The following is a 14,822-nucleotide window of genomic DNA, read 5'->3' on the forward strand; positions in this document are numbered from 1 at the left end:
TCACGCGCCTCTCCTTCGATGCTGGTCAACAGGTGCAACAGATCAGCCGGCGCCTTCACGATCCGTTACGTGTGGCGATTGCAGGTCGCCTGAAAGCCGGAAAGTCGACACTAGTCAACGCTCTGATCGGCCGTCGGGTCGCCCCCACCGCCGCCGGCGAGTGCACCCGGGTGGTCACCCGCTTCCGCTACGGGCCCGCCGACCGCATCGACGTGGTCACCCGCGACGGCGACCGGCACAGCCTGCCCCTGGACGACGACGGCATGGTCCCGGCCCGCCTCGGCGTGCCCGCCACCCGCATCGCCCACGTCGACGTGACCCTCACCAGCGACCGGCTCCGCGACCTCACCGTCGTCGACACCCCCGGCCTGGCCTCCACCGACACCGCCGGCAGCGCCCGCGCCGAAGCCGCCGTCGGCATCGACGACGACTCCGCCGGCGAGATCGCCGCCGCCGAAGCCGTCGTCTACGTGTTCACCCAGGCCGTCCGCGCCGACGACCTGCACGCCCTGCAGGCCTTCCACGCCGCCTCGGCGAAACTCGCCACCAGCCCCGTCAACGCCATCGGCGTCCTCTCGCGCATCGACACCCTCACCGGCGGCGGCGCCGACCCGTGGCCCGTCGCCGAACCCCTCGCCCGCCAGCAGGCACACCTGCTCACCCGTACCGTCGGCGACGTCGTACCGATCGCCGGCCTGCTCGCCGAGACCGCCGTCGCCGGCCGGCTCACCGCCACCGACCGCGACGCCCTCGCCACCCTCGCCACCCTGCCCCCCGCCGACCTGCAGATCCTGCTGCTGTCCGCCGACCTGTTCCGCACCCGCCCCGCACCGGTCCCCACCGGCCAGCGCGAACGGCTGCTGACCCGCCTCGACCTGTACGGCATCGGCTTCGCCTGCGCCCAGCTCACCACCGACCCCCGCCTGAGCACCGGCGAACTCGTGCGCCGGCTCACCGCCGCGTCCGGGCTGGCCCGCCTCACCGCCACCGTCGACCAGACCTTCCGCCGCCGCAGCGACGCCATCAAAGCCCAATGGGCACTCACCCGCCTGGAACGCCTCGCCTCCTACGACCCGCACGCCCGCGACGTCATCCGCGACGCCGTCGAACAAGCCCTGCGCGACCCCGCCTACCACCGGCTCCGGCTCCTCGACGCCGCCCAGCGCGCCGCCACCGGCACCGTGCCCCTGCCCGCCGGCTGGGACCAGGAGCTGATCCGCCTCGCCACCTCCGACGACCCGCACCACATCCTCGCCACCCCCGGCGCCGAGCCCGGCCGGCTGGCATCCGCGGCGATCGCGGCAGCCGGCCGATGGCGCGCCTACGCCGTCGACGGCGCCGGGCCCGCCCAGGCCCGCCTCGCCCACGTCGCCCACCGCGGCTTCCAGCTGCTCGCCCGCGAGATCCGGGAGACCCAGGCGTGAAAGACCTCACCACCCAGCTCGACACCGCCGTCCGCGACACCCTCTCCTACCTGCGCACCACCGACCCCGACGCCGCCGCCGACCTCGCCGACCTGCGCCGCGCCCACCTCACCCGCCCCGGCGTGGTCGTCGTCGGCGAAACCAAACGCGGCAAGAGCTCCCTGGTCAACGCCCTCCTCGGCGTACCCGGCCTGTCCCCCGTCGACGCCGCCGTCACCACCGCCGCCTACCTGCACTTCACCCCCGGGCCCGCATTCAGCGCCCGGGCCTGGCTGCCCGGCGGCGACGAGATCGACGTCGACGACCTGTCCGACTGGGCCCGCGGCCGCCAGCGCGCCCGCCGCATCGACGTCACCCACCCCGCCCCACTGCTGCAATACCTCACCCTGCTCGACACCCCCGGCGCCGGCGGCCTCGACCCGGTCCACGCCACCATCGCCCTGGACGCCGTACGCCGCGGCACCGCCCTGCTGTTCGTCGCCGACGCCTCCGCCCCCCTGTCCCAACCGGAACTGGACTTCCTCGCCGCCGCCACCGAACGCGTCGACGCCGTCGTCTTCGCCCTCACCAAGATCGACGCATTCCCGCAGTGGCGCGCCATCGCCGACGACAACCGCTCCCTGCTGCAGGCCCACGCCCCCCGCTTCGCCGCCGCCCCCTGGTTCCCCGTCTCCGCCCGCCTCGCCGAGATCGCCCTCACCACCGACCCCGCCACCCGCGACACCCTCGCCACCGAATCCCGCATCCCCGCCCTGCAACACGCCCTCGTCGAACTCGCCGGCCGCGGCCACCAACTACGCCTGGCCAACGTGCTCCGCGCCGCCCACCGCGACCTCACCCGGCTGCGCGACACCGCCGAACAACGCATCCACGCCGCCGTCGACCCCGCCGCGCAGGCCGCCACCCGCGCCGAACGCGCCGCCCTCGCCGCCCGCAAACGCACCGAATCCCGGCAGTGGACCCTCAAACTCAACGCCGAGATCCAGCACGCCCGCGTCGCCGTCGTCGGCCGGCTCCGCACCCGCCTCACCGAGATCCAGCACGACTACGCCCGCCGCATCGACACCGCCCGCGGCGACACCCTCACCGCCCTGCCCGACGACCTCGACACCCAACTCCACGCCGTCGCCGCGGAACTGTCGGCCACCCTGGAGGACACCTACCGCGACGTCGCCGAGAAAGTCCTCGCCGACTCCTTCGACCCCGCCCGCGTCGGCGCCACCCTGCGCCACACCCTCACCGCCGGCCCACCCCGCGACGGCTCCGGCGACAACCTGCTCATCGCCCTGTCCGCCGGCGGCGTCGCCCTCCTCGCCGGCCGCGGCGCCATGCTCGGCGTCTCCGCCCTCGGCCTCGCCGGCGGCCTGCTCCTACCCGTCGCCGGCCTCGGCCTCGGCCTCGCCGCCGGCGGCTACGTCATCTACCGCCGCCGCGTCCACACCGACCGCCGGCACGCCCACACCTGGCTACGCGACGTCCTCGCCGAGACCCGGGCAGCACTCACCGACGAGATCAGCGGCCGGTTCACCGACCTGCAATACGCCCTGTCGGTCGCCCTCGACGACGCCATCGAGCGTAGGCTGCGCGAACTCGACGCCCTCATCGCCGAGATCGACGCCGCAGCCGCCGAGGACGCCGCCGGCCGGGCCAAACGCCGCGCCGCCGCCACCAAGGACCGCGACGCCGCCGCCGCCCGGCTACGCCAGGCCGACGAGGCGCTGCTGCGAGCCCGCTCCCTGACACCCGCACCCATCGACGAAGGGCTCTCCCGATGACCGACCACTGGGACCACGACGACGACTTCGGCTTCGACGTGCCGGAGGACCTGCCGCCACCGCACACCGACGACACCCCCACCCTGCACGACGACGACGTCGACTTCGACGACCACACCCCTCAGTGGGACGACCAGCCCGCCCCCGACACCGACGTCCCGGACATTCCCGAAATCGGCGATGCGGTCGCCGACGACACCGTGTTCCCCCCGGCACTCGCCGTCGACCTGCCCGAACCCGTCGACGGCTTCCCCTGGATCGACACCGCCACCCTCGGCGCCGCCGACACCGGCTTCATCCCGCCCACCGACCCGGTCACCGCCGCCGAACTCGCCGCCTACGCCGGCATCGACATCCCCCCCGGCGCCGACGCCTGGACCGTCCTCACCAACTCCGACGACCCCGCCACCGCCGCCCTGGCCCGCTGGTGGACCACAGGTGAACAGTGATCCACATCTCCCGTTAACGCGCCCGGAATGGCATCATGACCGCGCACCGACCACACCCAGGAGCGCACACTGATGGCCGTCACCGGCACCCACGACATCGTTCCCGCAGGCAAACGGGAACTCCGCGGCTGGTACTTCTACGACTGGGCGAACTCGGCCTTCCAGACCACCGTCATCACGGTGTTCCTCGGCCCGTTCCTCACCAGCGTCACCGAACAGGCCGCCGGCTGCGCCATCGGCGCCGACACCTGCGACGGCACCGTCCACCCCCTCGGCATCCCCGTCGCCGCCGGCTCCTACTACCCGTACCTCGTCTCGCTGTCGGTCCTGCTCACCGTCTTCGTACTCCCCATCATCGGCGCCGTCGCCGACCGCGCCCCCCGCAAGAAACCCCTGCTCGCCGCAGCCGCCTTCACCGGCGCCACCGCCACCATGGCCATGGGACTCGTCACCGGAGACCGCTACCTGCTCGGCGGCATCCTCTTCATCATCGCCAACATCAGCTTCGGCGCCGCCGTCGTCGTCTACCACTCGTTCCTGCCCCAACTCGCCGGCCCCGACGACCGCGACCGCATCTCCAGCCGCGGCTGGGCCTTCGGCTACCTCGGCGGCGGACTTCTGCTCCTGCTCAACCTCGTCGTCGTCATGACCCTCACCGAAGACGGCAACCCCGAGAAGACCCTCGACCTGGCCCGCTACTGCATCGTCTCCGCCGGCGTCTGGTGGGCCGCGTTCACGATCATCCCGCTGCGCCTGCTCCGCGAACACCCCAGCGCCTCAGCGACGATCGAGAAGGGCAACATCCTCACCGACGGGTTCAGACAACTCGGCCACACCATCAAAGGCATGCGCGCCTACCCGCTCACCCTCTTCTTCCTCGGCGCGTTCCTCGTCTACAACGACGGCATCCAAACCGTCATCACCCTCGCCAGCCAATTCGGCACCGAAGAACTCAACCTCGAACAATCCACCCTGATCGTCACCATCCTCATCGTCCAATTCCTCGCCTTCGGCGGCGCCCTGCTCCTCGGCGCCCTCGCCGCCCGCATCGGCGCCCGCAAAACCATCCTGATCAGCCTCGCCCTGTGGCTGCTCGTCATCATCGCCGCGTTCTGGCTCCCCGAAGGCCAACCCGTACCCTTCATGATCCTCGGCGCCGGCATCGGCCTCGTCCTCGGCGGCAGCCAAGCCCTCTCCCGCAGCCTCTTCGCCCAGCTCATCCCCGCCGGCAAAGAAGGCGAATACTTCGGCTTCTACGAGATCAGCGACAAAGGCACCAGCTGGCTCGGCCCCCTCTTCTTCGGCCTCATCTTCCAGCTCACCAGCAGCTACCGCATCGGCATCGTCTCGCTGGTCGTCTTCTTCCTCGCCGGCGGCATCCTCCTCGCCCTCGTCCCCATCCGGCGCGCCATCCTCGCCGTCGGCAACACACCGCCGAAAGTTCTCTGAATGGACATCACCCTCGACCCCGGCTCCCCCACACCCCCGTACGAACAGGTCCGCCTCGCCATCGCCGGCCAAGCCGCCGACGGGATCCTCGCCGCCGGCACCCGCCTCCCCCCGGTCCGCCAACTCGCCGGCGACCTCAACCTCGCCGTCAACACCGTCGCCCGCGCCTACCGCGAACTCGAACACGCCGGCCTCGTCGAGACCCGCGGCCGCCACGGCACCGTCATCACCGCCAAAGCCACCGCAACGTCCGGCCAGGCCCAACGCGCCGCCCACGCCTACGCCGAACGCACCCGCGCCCTCGGCATCCCCCCGGCCACCGCCCTCGCCCTCGTCAAAGCCGCCCTCGAAGACCGATAACCCGCCGCGGTACGCCCACCGCCGCAAAGCCCACCCGCAGCCTCCCGCCCCAACGTCAAGAAGTCGGTTCCCGAGCCTGCAGCAGAACCACCGGAGCCGGTGCCCGATCCGCAGCGGCCGGCGGCCATCGCCGCCAGCCGACTGCCACACACGGCACCCGGAAGCACATCCGACGATCCTGCACGGCTGGCTCGGCCATCACGGCGACACAAACGGCGTCGTTCCGAAAGTCGCCGGTGGGACCGGACACCTCAACCGGGCAGAAGAACCACATCCACGACAACCCTCGTCACATTCTGATCGGCACCGGCAGCGAACTCATCGCTGAGGACACCGCCACCGACTCGCGCATCGACCATCTCCCCGCAGTCGACGCGCTCGGGATCGGCTGTCCCGTGACCTCCCCGAAGGGTGAAGAACTGCGTGCCCCCGGCTCCACCGCCGACAACACCACCCTGAAACGCCTGCACGCCAACACGCCCACGGCTTGATCTCTCGCCTCCGCGGGCCCTGTTCGCGCCGGCCAGCCCACCGGCCCGTCGCCGTGCTCCCCGCGCACCGGGCTTCCCAGCGATGTCCCGCCCGTCAGGCCGGCGTCTCTCCCCGGTCGAGCAGCTGCTCCCGCCGATCGAGCACCGCTTGCCGGTCATCGAGCTGCGCTTCCCGCCGCGCTTGTGTCTCGTCACGGCGGTCAGCGGCTTCGGCACGCTCATCCAGGGCATCGTCCCGCCGGTCGGCAGCATCAACCCGGTGACGATCGTCGGCGCCGGATCGGCCGGCAGCGCCCTGCCGGCGCTCCAGGCTGGCCTGGCGATCATCACTGACCCGCTGTAGCCGTTGCAGCGATGCCGTCATCTCATCGGTGAGGTGATCCTTCACAACCTTCACTGTGCACCACGACGGTTGCACCAGAGGCGGCGACGGCGATCTTCACCCCGTGGCTCCAGGCTTCGTCGACCCGGACCAGGCAGGCGCAACGTCCCCTCCTCGGGCACGAACCCCACCCGCAGCAGCGCGCCCGACTGCACCGCCACACCCAGCACATCGCGGCCGGCGCAGAACCGGCTCACCCAGCGCCTCAGCCCTTGAGGAGCATCGGAACGAGAACTGGCGTCAGCGATGATCTTGGTCGGCAGGTCTGGGCGGGCAAGCCTGGTGTCGCTGGCATCTGCGGTGCGAATCACCGTAGACATGGCACATACCCCCGGGGGTACATTGGTCTGCAATGCCGGGTACCCCCTGGGGTATGTTCACGGTGGAGGTGGTACCCATGGAGATGAGTCCGGTCCTGCTCAAGGACGCACTGACCCGGCTGAAGCGGGCGCAGGGACAGCTCGGCGCGGTGATCGCGATGATCGAGAATGGTGAGGACTGCAAGCGGGTGCTCACCCAGCTATCAGCCGTGTCCAGCGCCGTTGACCGGGCGGGCTTCAAGATCATCGCCACCGGGATGCGGGAATGCCAGACCGCCCGCCAGCGTGGCGAGGAGCCGCCGATGAGCGAGGAAGAGCTCGAGAAGCTGTTCATGTCGCTGTCCTGAGCCGCAGGTCCCCCGCCTGTCGCATCGAGGGGCGGGGGCTTCAGCTCTTTGCCTTGGCCGAACCATGTCTCTCGCATACCCCCCGGGGTATACACTGAATGGAGTTTTGAAGTGACGTTAAGCGAGATTCCTGTTGACCGGTTGCGGCAGGACGGCGTCTCCGGCGTGCTGCTCGATGAGGTGGAGGCGGCCGCCAGCCGGTATGCCGGGCAGGACGTGGTGACGGTGTGTCACTCCGGTGCCCGCAGTCTCGCCGCTGCCCGGCTGCTGGCCGCCGCGGGTGCAGTCCCTGGCCGGCGGCACCGAAGCGTGGCGCCAGGCCGGACACCCGGTCGAGACCAGCCGCTGACCAGCGCAGACGAACGAGGGGACGACGTGTGATGACTGTTGTGAGCGTGGAGGTCGTGCAGACCTCGTCTCTGGGTGACCGCAGCTACCTGGCCCACGACGGGCAGGTCGCGATCGTGGTGGACCCGCAACGCGACATCGACCGGATCCTGGCCCTGGCCGGCCGGCTCGGCGTGCGGATCACCCACGTCGCCGAGACGCACCTGCACAACGACTACATCTCCGGCGGCCTGGCCCTCGCCCAGCTGACCGGCGCGACATATCTGGTCGCTGGCGCCGACGAGGTCGGCTTCGAGCGGCGGCCGGTGGCCGACGGTGACGAGGTCACCGTGTCGGCGGGGATGGGGCTGCGAGTCGTGGCCACGCCCGGGCACACCTTCCACCACCTGTCGTACATCCTGGACGACACCGATGGGCCGGTGGGGGTGTTCACCGGCGGGTCGCTGCTGTTCGGCACCACCGGGCGCACCGATCTGCTCGGCAAGCAGCACGCCCATACCCTCGCCGAGCACCAGCACGCCTCCGCCCACCGGCTGGCGGACCTGCTGCCCGACGGCGCGCAGGTGTGGCCGACCCACGGCTTCGGCAGCTTCTGCTCCGCCACCCAGTCCGACGCGCCGCAGTCCACGATCGGCCGGGAACGCACCGCCAACCCGGCGCTGCGGCTGGAGACCGACGACTTCGTCGAGCAGACTCTGGCCGGGCTGGACGCCTACCCGGCGTACTACGCGCACATGGGTGCCCGCAACACCGCCGGCGCGGACCTGATCGACCTCACCGCGGTGGCCGTCGCCGACCCGGCCGAACTGGCGACCCGGATCGCGGACGGCGAGTGGGTGGTCGACCTGCGCTCCCGCAAGGCGTTCGCGCACCGGCACCTGGCCGGTACCCTGAGTTTCGGCCTGGACGGGCCGATGGCCACCTGGCTCGGCTGGATGGCCCCGTGGGGCGCGCCGATCACCCTGCTCGGCGACAGCGAGCAGCAGGCCGCCGACGCTCAGCGCGAACTCGCCCGCATCGGCATCGACCGGCCCGCAGCCGCGGCCACCGGCAGCCCCGGCCAATGGGCCGACGGCGACGATACCCGCCTGACCGGGCTGACCACCGCCACGTTCTCCGACCTGGCCGCCGCCCGCGCCAGCACCTCACCGCACGACCTGCCCGCCGTCGACGTGCTGCTCGACGTGCGGATGAGCAACGAGTGGCGCACCGAGCACATCGACGGCGCGGTGCACATTCCGCTGCCCGACCTGCCGCACCGCCTCGGCGACGTGCCCGCCGGCACGGTCTGGGTGCACTGCGGTTCCGGCTACCGAGCCGCGGCCGCCACCAGCCTGCTGCAGCGGGCCGGCCGCCGGGTGGTGCACATCGACGACGCCTACGCCGACGCTGCCGACGCCGGCCTGTCCATCGTTGCCGGAAACTGAAACAGGAGCACCGCACCCGATGACCACGCCCACTGGCACCCCCGCCGCCCTCGACGTCCCCGCCCTGCAGCACCTGCTCACCACCGGCCACACGCCGCGGCTGATCGATGTGCGCACCCCGGCCGAGTTCGAGACCGCGCACATCCCCGGCTCCTACAACGTGCCGCTCGACCTGCTGCGTGAGCACCGCGACGAGCTGCGCAACCACCTCGACGAGCGGGTCGTGCTGGTCTGCCGCTCCGGACAGCGCGCCGGCCAGGCCGAACAGGCCCTCGCCGGAGCGGGCCTGCCGAACCTGCGGGTGCTCACCGGCGGCATCACCGCCTGGCAGGCCGCCCACGCACCGGTCACCACCGGCACCCCGCGCTGGGACCTGGAACGCCAGGTCCGCCTGGCCGCCGGCGGCATCGTCCTGCTCGCGGTGCTGGCCAGCACACTGTTCGAGCCGGTGAGGTGGGTGGCCGCGTTCATCGGCGCCGGCCTTGCCTTCGCGGCACTGAGCAACACCTGCGCGATGGGCATGCTGCTGGCCAAGCTGCCCTACAACCGCGGCCCCCGCACCGACCTCGACCAGGTCGTCACCGCCCTGACCAGCGACCGGCGGTAGAAGCCATGCCGTGTCACCGCAGCAAGCGCCGCCGGCCGGCCTTCGCGGACCAGCCGGACCGGGGCCGGGGCCGGTCATGATCGCCGCTGTCGGGCTCGGCGCGCTCATCGGGATCCTGCTCGGCCTACTCGGCGGCGGCGGCTCGATTCTCGCCGTCCCCGCTCTGGTCTACGGCGCCGGCCTGAGCCTTGCCGCGGCCGTGTCCACCTCGCTGCTGGTGGTCGGCATCTCGTCGGCCACCGCCCTGCTCCCGCGCCTGCGGGCCGGGCTGGTGCAGTGGCGCATCGCCGGGATCGTCGGCGGCACCGGCGCTCTCGCGGCGTTCGCCGGTGCCGCCGTCAACCGGCTGCTCGATCCGCAGCTGGTCCTGGCCGGTTTCGCCGTGCTCATGGTGGTCGCCGGGTGGCGGATGCTGGGCGGCACCGACGACTCCGGCGGCGACTGCGCCCTGCCCGGCGGCGGCATCAACTGGCGCGGCTGCCTACCCAAGTCCATCGCCGCCGGCCTCGGCGTCGGCTTCCTCACCGGCCTGTTCGGTGTCGGCGGTGGCTTCCTGATCATCCCGGCGCTGGTTCTGCTGCTCGGCTTGAGCATGCCCGCTGCCGTCGCCACCTCGCTGGTCATCATCGTGGTCAACTCGGCCGCCGGGTTCGCCGCGCACGCCGGTGACGCGGCCATCGACTACCGCATCGCTGCGGCGTTCACCCTCGCCGCGATCATCGGCTCCCTCGCTGCCGGCCGGATCGCCACCCGGCTGCCTACCCGGCAGTTGCAACGCGCCTTCGCCTGGCTCGTCATCGCCATCGCCGCGTTCGTCGCCGTCCAGGCGATCGTCAACCCCGTCACGGCCTGACCCGCGCTTCCCTCGCGTTGCGGCGCACACCACAACCGTCCTCCTCAGATACCCCTGGGGGTATCCGATGGGAAGGTTTCCAGGCCCGCACCTGCCACGCCACCCAAAGACCCAAGGGGATTCCGATGCCCGTAGCCACGCTGCTCACCGCGCTGTTCCGCAAGCCGTACCGGTCGGTGGACGCGCAGCAGGCCGCCGCGCTGATCGCCGCCGGTGCGGTACTGCTTGACGTGCGCGAACCCGCCGAGTGGCGTGCCGGGCACGCGCCGCGGGCCCGGCACATCCCGCTCGGCCAGCTCGCCTCCCGCCTCGCCGACGTGCCGGCCGACCGGCCCGTGATCACCGTCTGCCTGTCCGGGGCCCGCTCCCGGCAGGCCGCCGCCCTGCTCGCCCACGACGGCCGGCAGGTCCACGACCTCACCGGCGGCATGCGCGGCTGGATTGACGCCGGGATGCCGCTGCAGGCCAAGGGCGGCCGCCCCGGCCGGCTCGCCTGACCCGCCCCGAGACCCCACACCACCGACCACGGGAGAAGACCATGCTGTTCACGCAGTACTACCTCGACTGCCTGTCGCAGGCGTCGTACCTGATCGCCGACGAGACCACCGGCCAGGCGGTGCTCGTTGACCCGCGCCGCGACATCGGCGAATACCTCACCGACGCCCGCACCCACGGGCTGAACATCGTCGGGGTCATCAACACCCACTTCCACGCCGACTTCCTCGCCGGACACCTCGAAGTCGCCGCTGCCACCGGCGCCTGGATCGGCTACGGCCGGCGCGCCGACACCGAATACGAGATCCGCACACTCGCCGACGGCGAACGCATCAGCCTCGGCGACGTCACCCTGCAGATCCTCGAGACCCCCGGCCACACCCCCGAGTCGATCAGCGTGCTCGTCTACGAGCACGCCGCCGACACCGTGCCGCACGGCGTGCTGACCGGTGACGCGCTGTTCATCGGCGACGTCGGCCGTCCCGACCTGCTCGCCTCCACCGGCGTCACCGCCGACGAACTCGGCCGCATGCTCCACGACAGCGTCCAGCACAAACTCATGGCCCTGCCGGACCAGGTACGGGTGTTCCCCGCCCACGGCGCCGGATCCGCCTGCGGCAAGAACCTGTCCACCGAACGGCAGTCCACCATCGGCGAGCAGCGCCGCACCAACTACGCCTGCGCCCCGATGAGCGTCGACCAGTTCCTCGCCCTGGTCACCGCCGGGCAGCCTGCCGCGCCCGGCTACTTCGCCTTCGACGCCGCCCTCAACCGCCAGGCCCGCGACCTGTTCGACTACACCACCACCCCGCAGGCGCTGACCGTCACCGACTTCGCGGCCGCCCGCACGGCCGGCGCCATCGTCATCGACGCCCGCGACCCGCACGACTACGCCGCCGGACACCTCAATGGGGCGCTCAACATCCCGGCCGACGGCCGGTTCGCCGAAACCGCCGGCACCGTCGCCCAGCCCGCAGATCAGCTACTCGTGATCGCCGATCCCGACCGCGCCGAGGAGACCGTCATCCGCCTCGCCCGCATCGGCTTCGACCAGGTCCTCGGCTACCTGCACGAGCCCGAGACCGCCCTGCCGCAGATGGCATCCGAGCTCACCCGCGCCAGCCGGGTCACCGCCGCCGACCTGCGCACCGCCCTGGACAGCCCGCAGCCGCCCATGATCCTCGACGTCCGCACCGCCGGCGAACGCGAACACGGCGCCATCGACGGCTCGACGCACATCCCCCTGGCCGAACTGCCTCGCCGCCTCACCGAGATCCCCAACAACCGGCCAGTCGTCATGCACTGCGCCGGCGGCTACCGCTCCTCCGTCGCCGCCAGCCTGCTACGCGCCAACGGCCACCCCGACGCCTCCGACCTGCTCGGCGGATACGCTGCCTGGCAGCTCACCACCGCCCCCGCCGCCGTCTGACCGGCTGCCAGCACGACCTCATCGACGTGCCGCCGCGGTTCGCGCCACCGGACCACGGCGGCACGGTCTACCGGCTGCCTCCTCGTAAGCTCCAGCGGTATCCGGCCCGGGAAGACGGGTGCCAGGTGGTTGACCCGGCGCCCGGCCGTATCGGCCCCGGCCGGGGGCCGTTCCCGCCGGTGGCCCTCATGCTCCCGCACCCCACCCAGCCTGGACGCCGCGCTGATCGGGCCGCCGTCGATACTGAGCGGTGAAGATCGATCCCGGCGGCCGGGACCGGCAGACACCGCAACCGCGGGGTGGAGGAATCGATGAGTCTTGCCTACCTGCCCAGCCCATCGCAGGGGGTCTGGCATCTGGGCCCGTTCCCGGTGCGGGCGTACGCGCTGTGCATCCTGGTGGGCATCATCGTGGCGGTCCTGATCACTCAGCGCCGCTGGGTCGCCCGGTCGGGTAAGGCCGAGGATGTCACCGACGTCGCGGTGTGGGCGGTGCCGTTCGGCATCATCGGTGGACGCCTGTACCACGTGGTCACCGACCCGCAGCTGTACTTCGCCCAAGGCCGCAACCCCGTCGCGGCCTTGTACATCTGGCAAGGCGGCCTCGGGATCTGGGGAGCCGTTGCCCTCGGTGCCGTCGGCACCTGGATCGGCTGCCGCCGGCGCGGCATCTCCTTGTCGGCGTTCGCCGGCGCGGTAGCCCCCGGACTCGTCCTCGCCCAAGCGATCGGCAGATGGGGCAACTACTTCAACCAGGAACTCTTCGGCGGACCCACCACTGTGCCCTGGGCGCTGCGCATCGATCCCGGCAACCGTCCCGCCGACACTCCCGACATCGGCCTCTACCACCCGACATTCCTGTACGAGTCGCTGTGGTGCGTGGGAGTCTTCTTTCTGCTCATCTGGGCGGAGAAACGATTCCGGGTCACCGGCGGCCGGCTGTTCGTGCTGTACATCGCCGCCTACACCCTGGGCCGGGCCTGGGTGGAGTCGTTGCGGGTCGACGACGTCAACCACATTCTGGGCCTTCGCCTCAACGTGTGGACCTCGATCATCGTGTTCCTCACCGCCGTGGCCTACCTGATCGCCACCCGCGGGTCGGAGCAACCCAGTACCGGAGCGGCAGTGTCCGCCGGCGACCACCGCAATGGCGAAGCCAACATCAGCCGATGAGAACGGAGCATGGAGCCCGGCAGGTCCCACATCTGATCACCGGGGCCGACAGCCCCCTCTGCCGGCCCCGGTGATCACGGCCGACATGCTGCACACCGTCCTGCGCCGACGCGCCGCCGGGGAAACCGTCGAGCAGATCCAACCGGACCTGATCATCCCGACCGGCAAACGCAAAGGCCGCAACCCGAGCGTCGCCAGCATCTACCGCGCGCTCGCCGCCACGCCCAGCGCGCCGGCGTCGACCCGATCGATCCCGAGCTGGCCGCCCGAATCCAGGGCCGCCCCCTCGACCGACTCACGTAGCCGTGCAACTGGCTCGGCTGTGTCAGGCGAACAGGGCGGCGTAGCGGGTGAGGTAGAGCGGCCAGCCCTGGTCGTGGGCGACGCCGTCGCGCACGGATTCCCAGCCGGGGCCGTGCCGGTCGAGGTGACGGTGCTCAAGTTCGACGCGGGTGCGGTGCGGGGTCTCGGCGATGAACCGGACCTCCACCTCGCTGGTGCTGCCGGGGTCGGTCTCGACCTGCCACTGCGGGCTGATGTCCCAGCTGAACACCACCCGGTGCGGGGGTTCGTAGGCGAGCACCCGGGCCCAGCGGCATTCGGTGCCGTCGGTGGCGCGGTCGTAGATGTGGCCACCGACCTTCGGCTCGAACACGGTCTCGGCGATCGGCGTGCCGAGCAGGTTGTGTTCCGGCGGCTTGAAGTCACCGAACCGCTGCGTGAACACGGTGAACGCATGCTCGACCGGTGCTTCGATGACGATCTGCCGCTGGACCACTACGGCGGTTGCCTCTGTCATGACTGCTCCTTGCTCGGTGCGGGATCGGTGGGCTGTTCGGTGAGGTCCTGGTAGCCGCGCAGCGCGCGGTTCCAGAAGGTGTCGAGCTGGTCGCGCAGCGCGGCGACACCGGCGGGGTTGAGCCGGTAGACGCGGCGGGTGCCGGCGGCTTCGTCGGTGACCAGGCCGGCGTCTTTGAGCACCTTGAGATGCTGCGATACCGCGGGCCGGCTGATCGGCAGTTCGTCGGCGAGTTCACCGACGGCCCGCGGCCGCTCGGCCAGACACGTGACGATCGAGCGCCGCGACGCGTCGGCGAGCACGTCCCAGCCATCATCAGATCGGTAAGTTGTCACGAACGGTAAGCTACGACTTACCGATGATGGCGTCAAGCGCTGCCGACACAGGCGATGGCTTGGGGAGGTTGCCGCCGCTGATGGCGCGGGGTCTTGCGGGCGCAGTCCGCGCCACGGCAGGTGACGTCAAGGAGCGCGCTGGCAGGCTACGACAGGCTCGTCGCCCGGCCGGCTCACCGATGGGGCGAACGCGCGTCTTAAGCCGCTGTGGTGGCGAGGCGCTGGACGTGGGCGGCGCGGGGGTTGACCAGCCACTGGCCGGCGAGGGACTGTGCCACGAACGGTGTTTCTGGCCCGATTCGCCGGACTTCGATCCGGCGGGATGGGCACTGTGAGTGATGACCGCAGAGATCGTGGACC

16 protein-coding genes are annotated in these 14,822 nt (G+C 71.4%); 13 read left to right on the forward strand and 3 right to left on the reverse strand.

Annotation, left to right across the window (positions count from 1 at the left end; translation table 11 throughout):
- The first annotated feature begins 71 nt into the window (after positions 1 to 71).
- From ACZ3II_RS42785 to ACZ3II_RS42810, 6 genes are all read left to right on the forward strand, one after another.
- Positions 72 to 1,424, forward strand: coding sequence for a dynamin family protein (locus ACZ3II_RS42785; protein WP_465526506.1), 1,353 nt, complete (start codon positions 72 to 74; stop codon positions 1,422 to 1,424).
- On the forward strand, positions 1,421 to 3,199 hold the full coding sequence (locus tag ACZ3II_RS42790) for a dynamin family protein (protein ID WP_465526508.1): 1,779 nt from the start codon (positions 1,421 to 1,423) through the stop codon (positions 3,197 to 3,199). Before ACZ3II_RS42785 ends, ACZ3II_RS42790 begins: the two co-directional genes overlap by 4 nt.
- On the forward strand, positions 3,196 to 3,648 hold the full coding sequence (locus tag ACZ3II_RS42795; protein WP_465526512.1) for a hypothetical protein: 453 nt from the start codon (positions 3,196 to 3,198) through the stop codon (positions 3,646 to 3,648). The genes ACZ3II_RS42790 and ACZ3II_RS42795 overlap by 4 nt, the downstream gene beginning before the upstream one ends.
- A gap of 72 nt (positions 3,649 to 3,720) precedes the next feature.
- Positions 3,721 to 5,097, forward strand: a complete 1,377-nt coding sequence (locus ACZ3II_RS42800) for an MFS transporter (protein WP_465526514.1) — start codon at positions 3,721 to 3,723, stop codon at positions 5,095 to 5,097.
- Positions 5,098 to 5,457: a GntR family transcriptional regulator gene (locus ACZ3II_RS42805; protein WP_465526516.1), complete on the forward strand. Its 360-nt coding sequence runs from the start codon at positions 5,098 to 5,100 to the stop codon at positions 5,455 to 5,457.
- A 236-nt stretch (positions 5,458 to 5,693) separates the two neighbouring features.
- Positions 5,694 to 5,948 carry a hypothetical protein gene (locus ACZ3II_RS42810; RefSeq protein ID WP_465526518.1) on the forward strand — a complete coding sequence of 85 codons (255 nt, stop codon included), beginning with the start codon at positions 5,694 to 5,696 and terminating at the stop codon, positions 5,946 to 5,948.
- A 94-nt stretch (positions 5,949 to 6,042) separates the two neighbouring features.
- Here the strand turns inward: ACZ3II_RS42810 and ACZ3II_RS42815 are convergent, their stop codons facing one another.
- Positions 6,043 to 6,336 carry a hypothetical protein gene (locus ACZ3II_RS42815; RefSeq protein WP_465526520.1) on the reverse strand — a complete coding sequence of 98 codons (294 nt, stop codon included), beginning with the start codon at positions 6,334 to 6,336 and terminating at the stop codon, positions 6,043 to 6,045.
- Positions 6,337 to 6,727: 391 nt separating this feature from the next.
- Between ACZ3II_RS42815 and ACZ3II_RS42820 the strand changes: the two genes are divergently transcribed.
- The 7 genes from ACZ3II_RS42820 to lgt all read left to right on the forward strand — a co-directional run bounded on the left by ACZ3II_RS42820 (position 6,728) and on the right by lgt (position 13,328).
- Positions 6,728 to 6,997: a metal-sensitive transcriptional regulator gene (locus ACZ3II_RS42820; RefSeq protein WP_043526820.1), complete on the forward strand. Its 270-nt coding sequence runs from the start codon at positions 6,728 to 6,730 to the stop codon at positions 6,995 to 6,997.
- 380 nt (positions 6,998 to 7,377) lie between these two features.
- Positions 7,378 to 8,772 (forward strand): MBL fold metallo-hydrolase, encoded by a 1,395-nt coding sequence (locus ACZ3II_RS42825; RefSeq protein WP_465526522.1) that lies wholly within the window; start codon positions 7,378 to 7,380, stop codon positions 8,770 to 8,772.
- Between the two features lie 19 nt (positions 8,773 to 8,791).
- Positions 8,792 to 9,379: a rhodanese-like domain-containing protein gene (locus tag ACZ3II_RS42830; RefSeq protein WP_465526524.1), complete on the forward strand. Its 588-nt coding sequence runs from the start codon at positions 8,792 to 8,794 to the stop codon at positions 9,377 to 9,379.
- A gap of 76 nt (positions 9,380 to 9,455) precedes the next feature.
- Complete coding sequence (locus ACZ3II_RS42835; protein ID WP_465526526.1) at positions 9,456 to 10,232, forward strand: sulfite exporter TauE/SafE family protein; 777 nt, start codon at positions 9,456 to 9,458, stop codon at positions 10,230 to 10,232.
- A 125-nt stretch (positions 10,233 to 10,357) separates the two neighbouring features.
- Positions 10,358 to 10,729 (forward strand): rhodanese-like domain-containing protein, encoded by a 372-nt coding sequence (locus tag ACZ3II_RS42840; protein ID WP_465526528.1) that lies wholly within the window; start codon positions 10,358 to 10,360, stop codon positions 10,727 to 10,729.
- 41 nt (positions 10,730 to 10,770) lie between these two features.
- Positions 10,771 to 12,156: an MBL fold metallo-hydrolase gene (locus ACZ3II_RS42845; protein ID WP_465526530.1), complete on the forward strand. Its 1,386-nt coding sequence runs from the start codon at positions 10,771 to 10,773 to the stop codon at positions 12,154 to 12,156.
- A gap of 311 nt (positions 12,157 to 12,467) precedes the next feature.
- Entirely contained in the window at positions 12,468 to 13,328 is an 861-nt protein-coding gene (lgt, locus tag ACZ3II_RS42850) for a prolipoprotein diacylglyceryl transferase (protein WP_465526531.1), read from the forward strand.
- Between the two features lie 325 nt (positions 13,329 to 13,653).
- On the opposite strand, the gene ACZ3II_RS42855 is transcribed toward lgt, so the two are convergent.
- Both ACZ3II_RS42855 and ACZ3II_RS42860 read right to left on the reverse strand, forming a co-directional pair.
- A complete protein-coding gene (locus ACZ3II_RS42855) occupies positions 13,654 to 14,127 on the reverse strand; it encodes an SRPBCC family protein (RefSeq protein ID WP_465526533.1) in 474 nt (157 codons plus the stop codon).
- Positions 14,124 to 14,462 carry an ArsR/SmtB family transcription factor gene (locus ACZ3II_RS42860; protein WP_465526535.1) on the reverse strand — a complete coding sequence of 113 codons (339 nt, stop codon included), beginning with the start codon at positions 14,460 to 14,462 and terminating at the stop codon, positions 14,124 to 14,126. The genes ACZ3II_RS42855 and ACZ3II_RS42860 overlap by 4 nt, the downstream gene beginning before the upstream one ends.
- Positions 14,463 to 14,822: the final 360 nt, after the last annotated feature.

The sequence above is a fragment of the Actinoplanes sp. NPDC019969 genome, assembly GCF_055562375.1.

Bases quoted from the DNA above. Each gene is read 5' to 3' on its own strand.
- lgt (WP_465526531.1), top strand. From the start codon at position 12,468: ATGAGTCTTGCCTACCTGCCCAGCCCATCGCAGGGGGTCTGGCATCTG.
- ACZ3II_RS42855 (WP_465526533.1), bottom strand. From the start codon at position 14,127: ATGACAGAGGCAACCGCCGTAGTGGTCCAGCGGCAGATCGTCATCGAA.
- ACZ3II_RS42800 (WP_465526514.1), top strand. From the start codon at position 3,721: ATGGCCGTCACCGGCACCCACGACATCGTTCCCGCAGGCAAACGGGAA.
- ACZ3II_RS42845 (WP_465526530.1), top strand. From the start codon at position 10,771: ATGCTGTTCACGCAGTACTACCTCGACTGCCTGTCGCAGGCGTCGTAC.
- ACZ3II_RS42825 (WP_465526522.1), top strand. From the start codon at position 7,378: ATGACTGTTGTGAGCGTGGAGGTCGTGCAGACCTCGTCTCTGGGTGAC.
- ACZ3II_RS42805 (WP_465526516.1), top strand. From the start codon at position 5,098: ATGGACATCACCCTCGACCCCGGCTCCCCCACACCCCCGTACGAACAG.
- ACZ3II_RS42830 (WP_465526524.1), top strand. From the start codon at position 8,792: ATGACCACGCCCACTGGCACCCCCGCCGCCCTCGACGTCCCCGCCCTG.
- ACZ3II_RS42835 (WP_465526526.1), top strand. From the start codon at position 9,456: ATGATCGCCGCTGTCGGGCTCGGCGCGCTCATCGGGATCCTGCTCGGC.
- ACZ3II_RS42840 (WP_465526528.1), top strand. From the start codon at position 10,358: ATGCCCGTAGCCACGCTGCTCACCGCGCTGTTCCGCAAGCCGTACCGG.
- ACZ3II_RS42820 (WP_043526820.1), top strand. From the start codon at position 6,728: ATGGAGATGAGTCCGGTCCTGCTCAAGGACGCACTGACCCGGCTGAAG.
- ACZ3II_RS42795 (WP_465526512.1), top strand. From the start codon at position 3,196: ATGACCGACCACTGGGACCACGACGACGACTTCGGCTTCGACGTGCCG.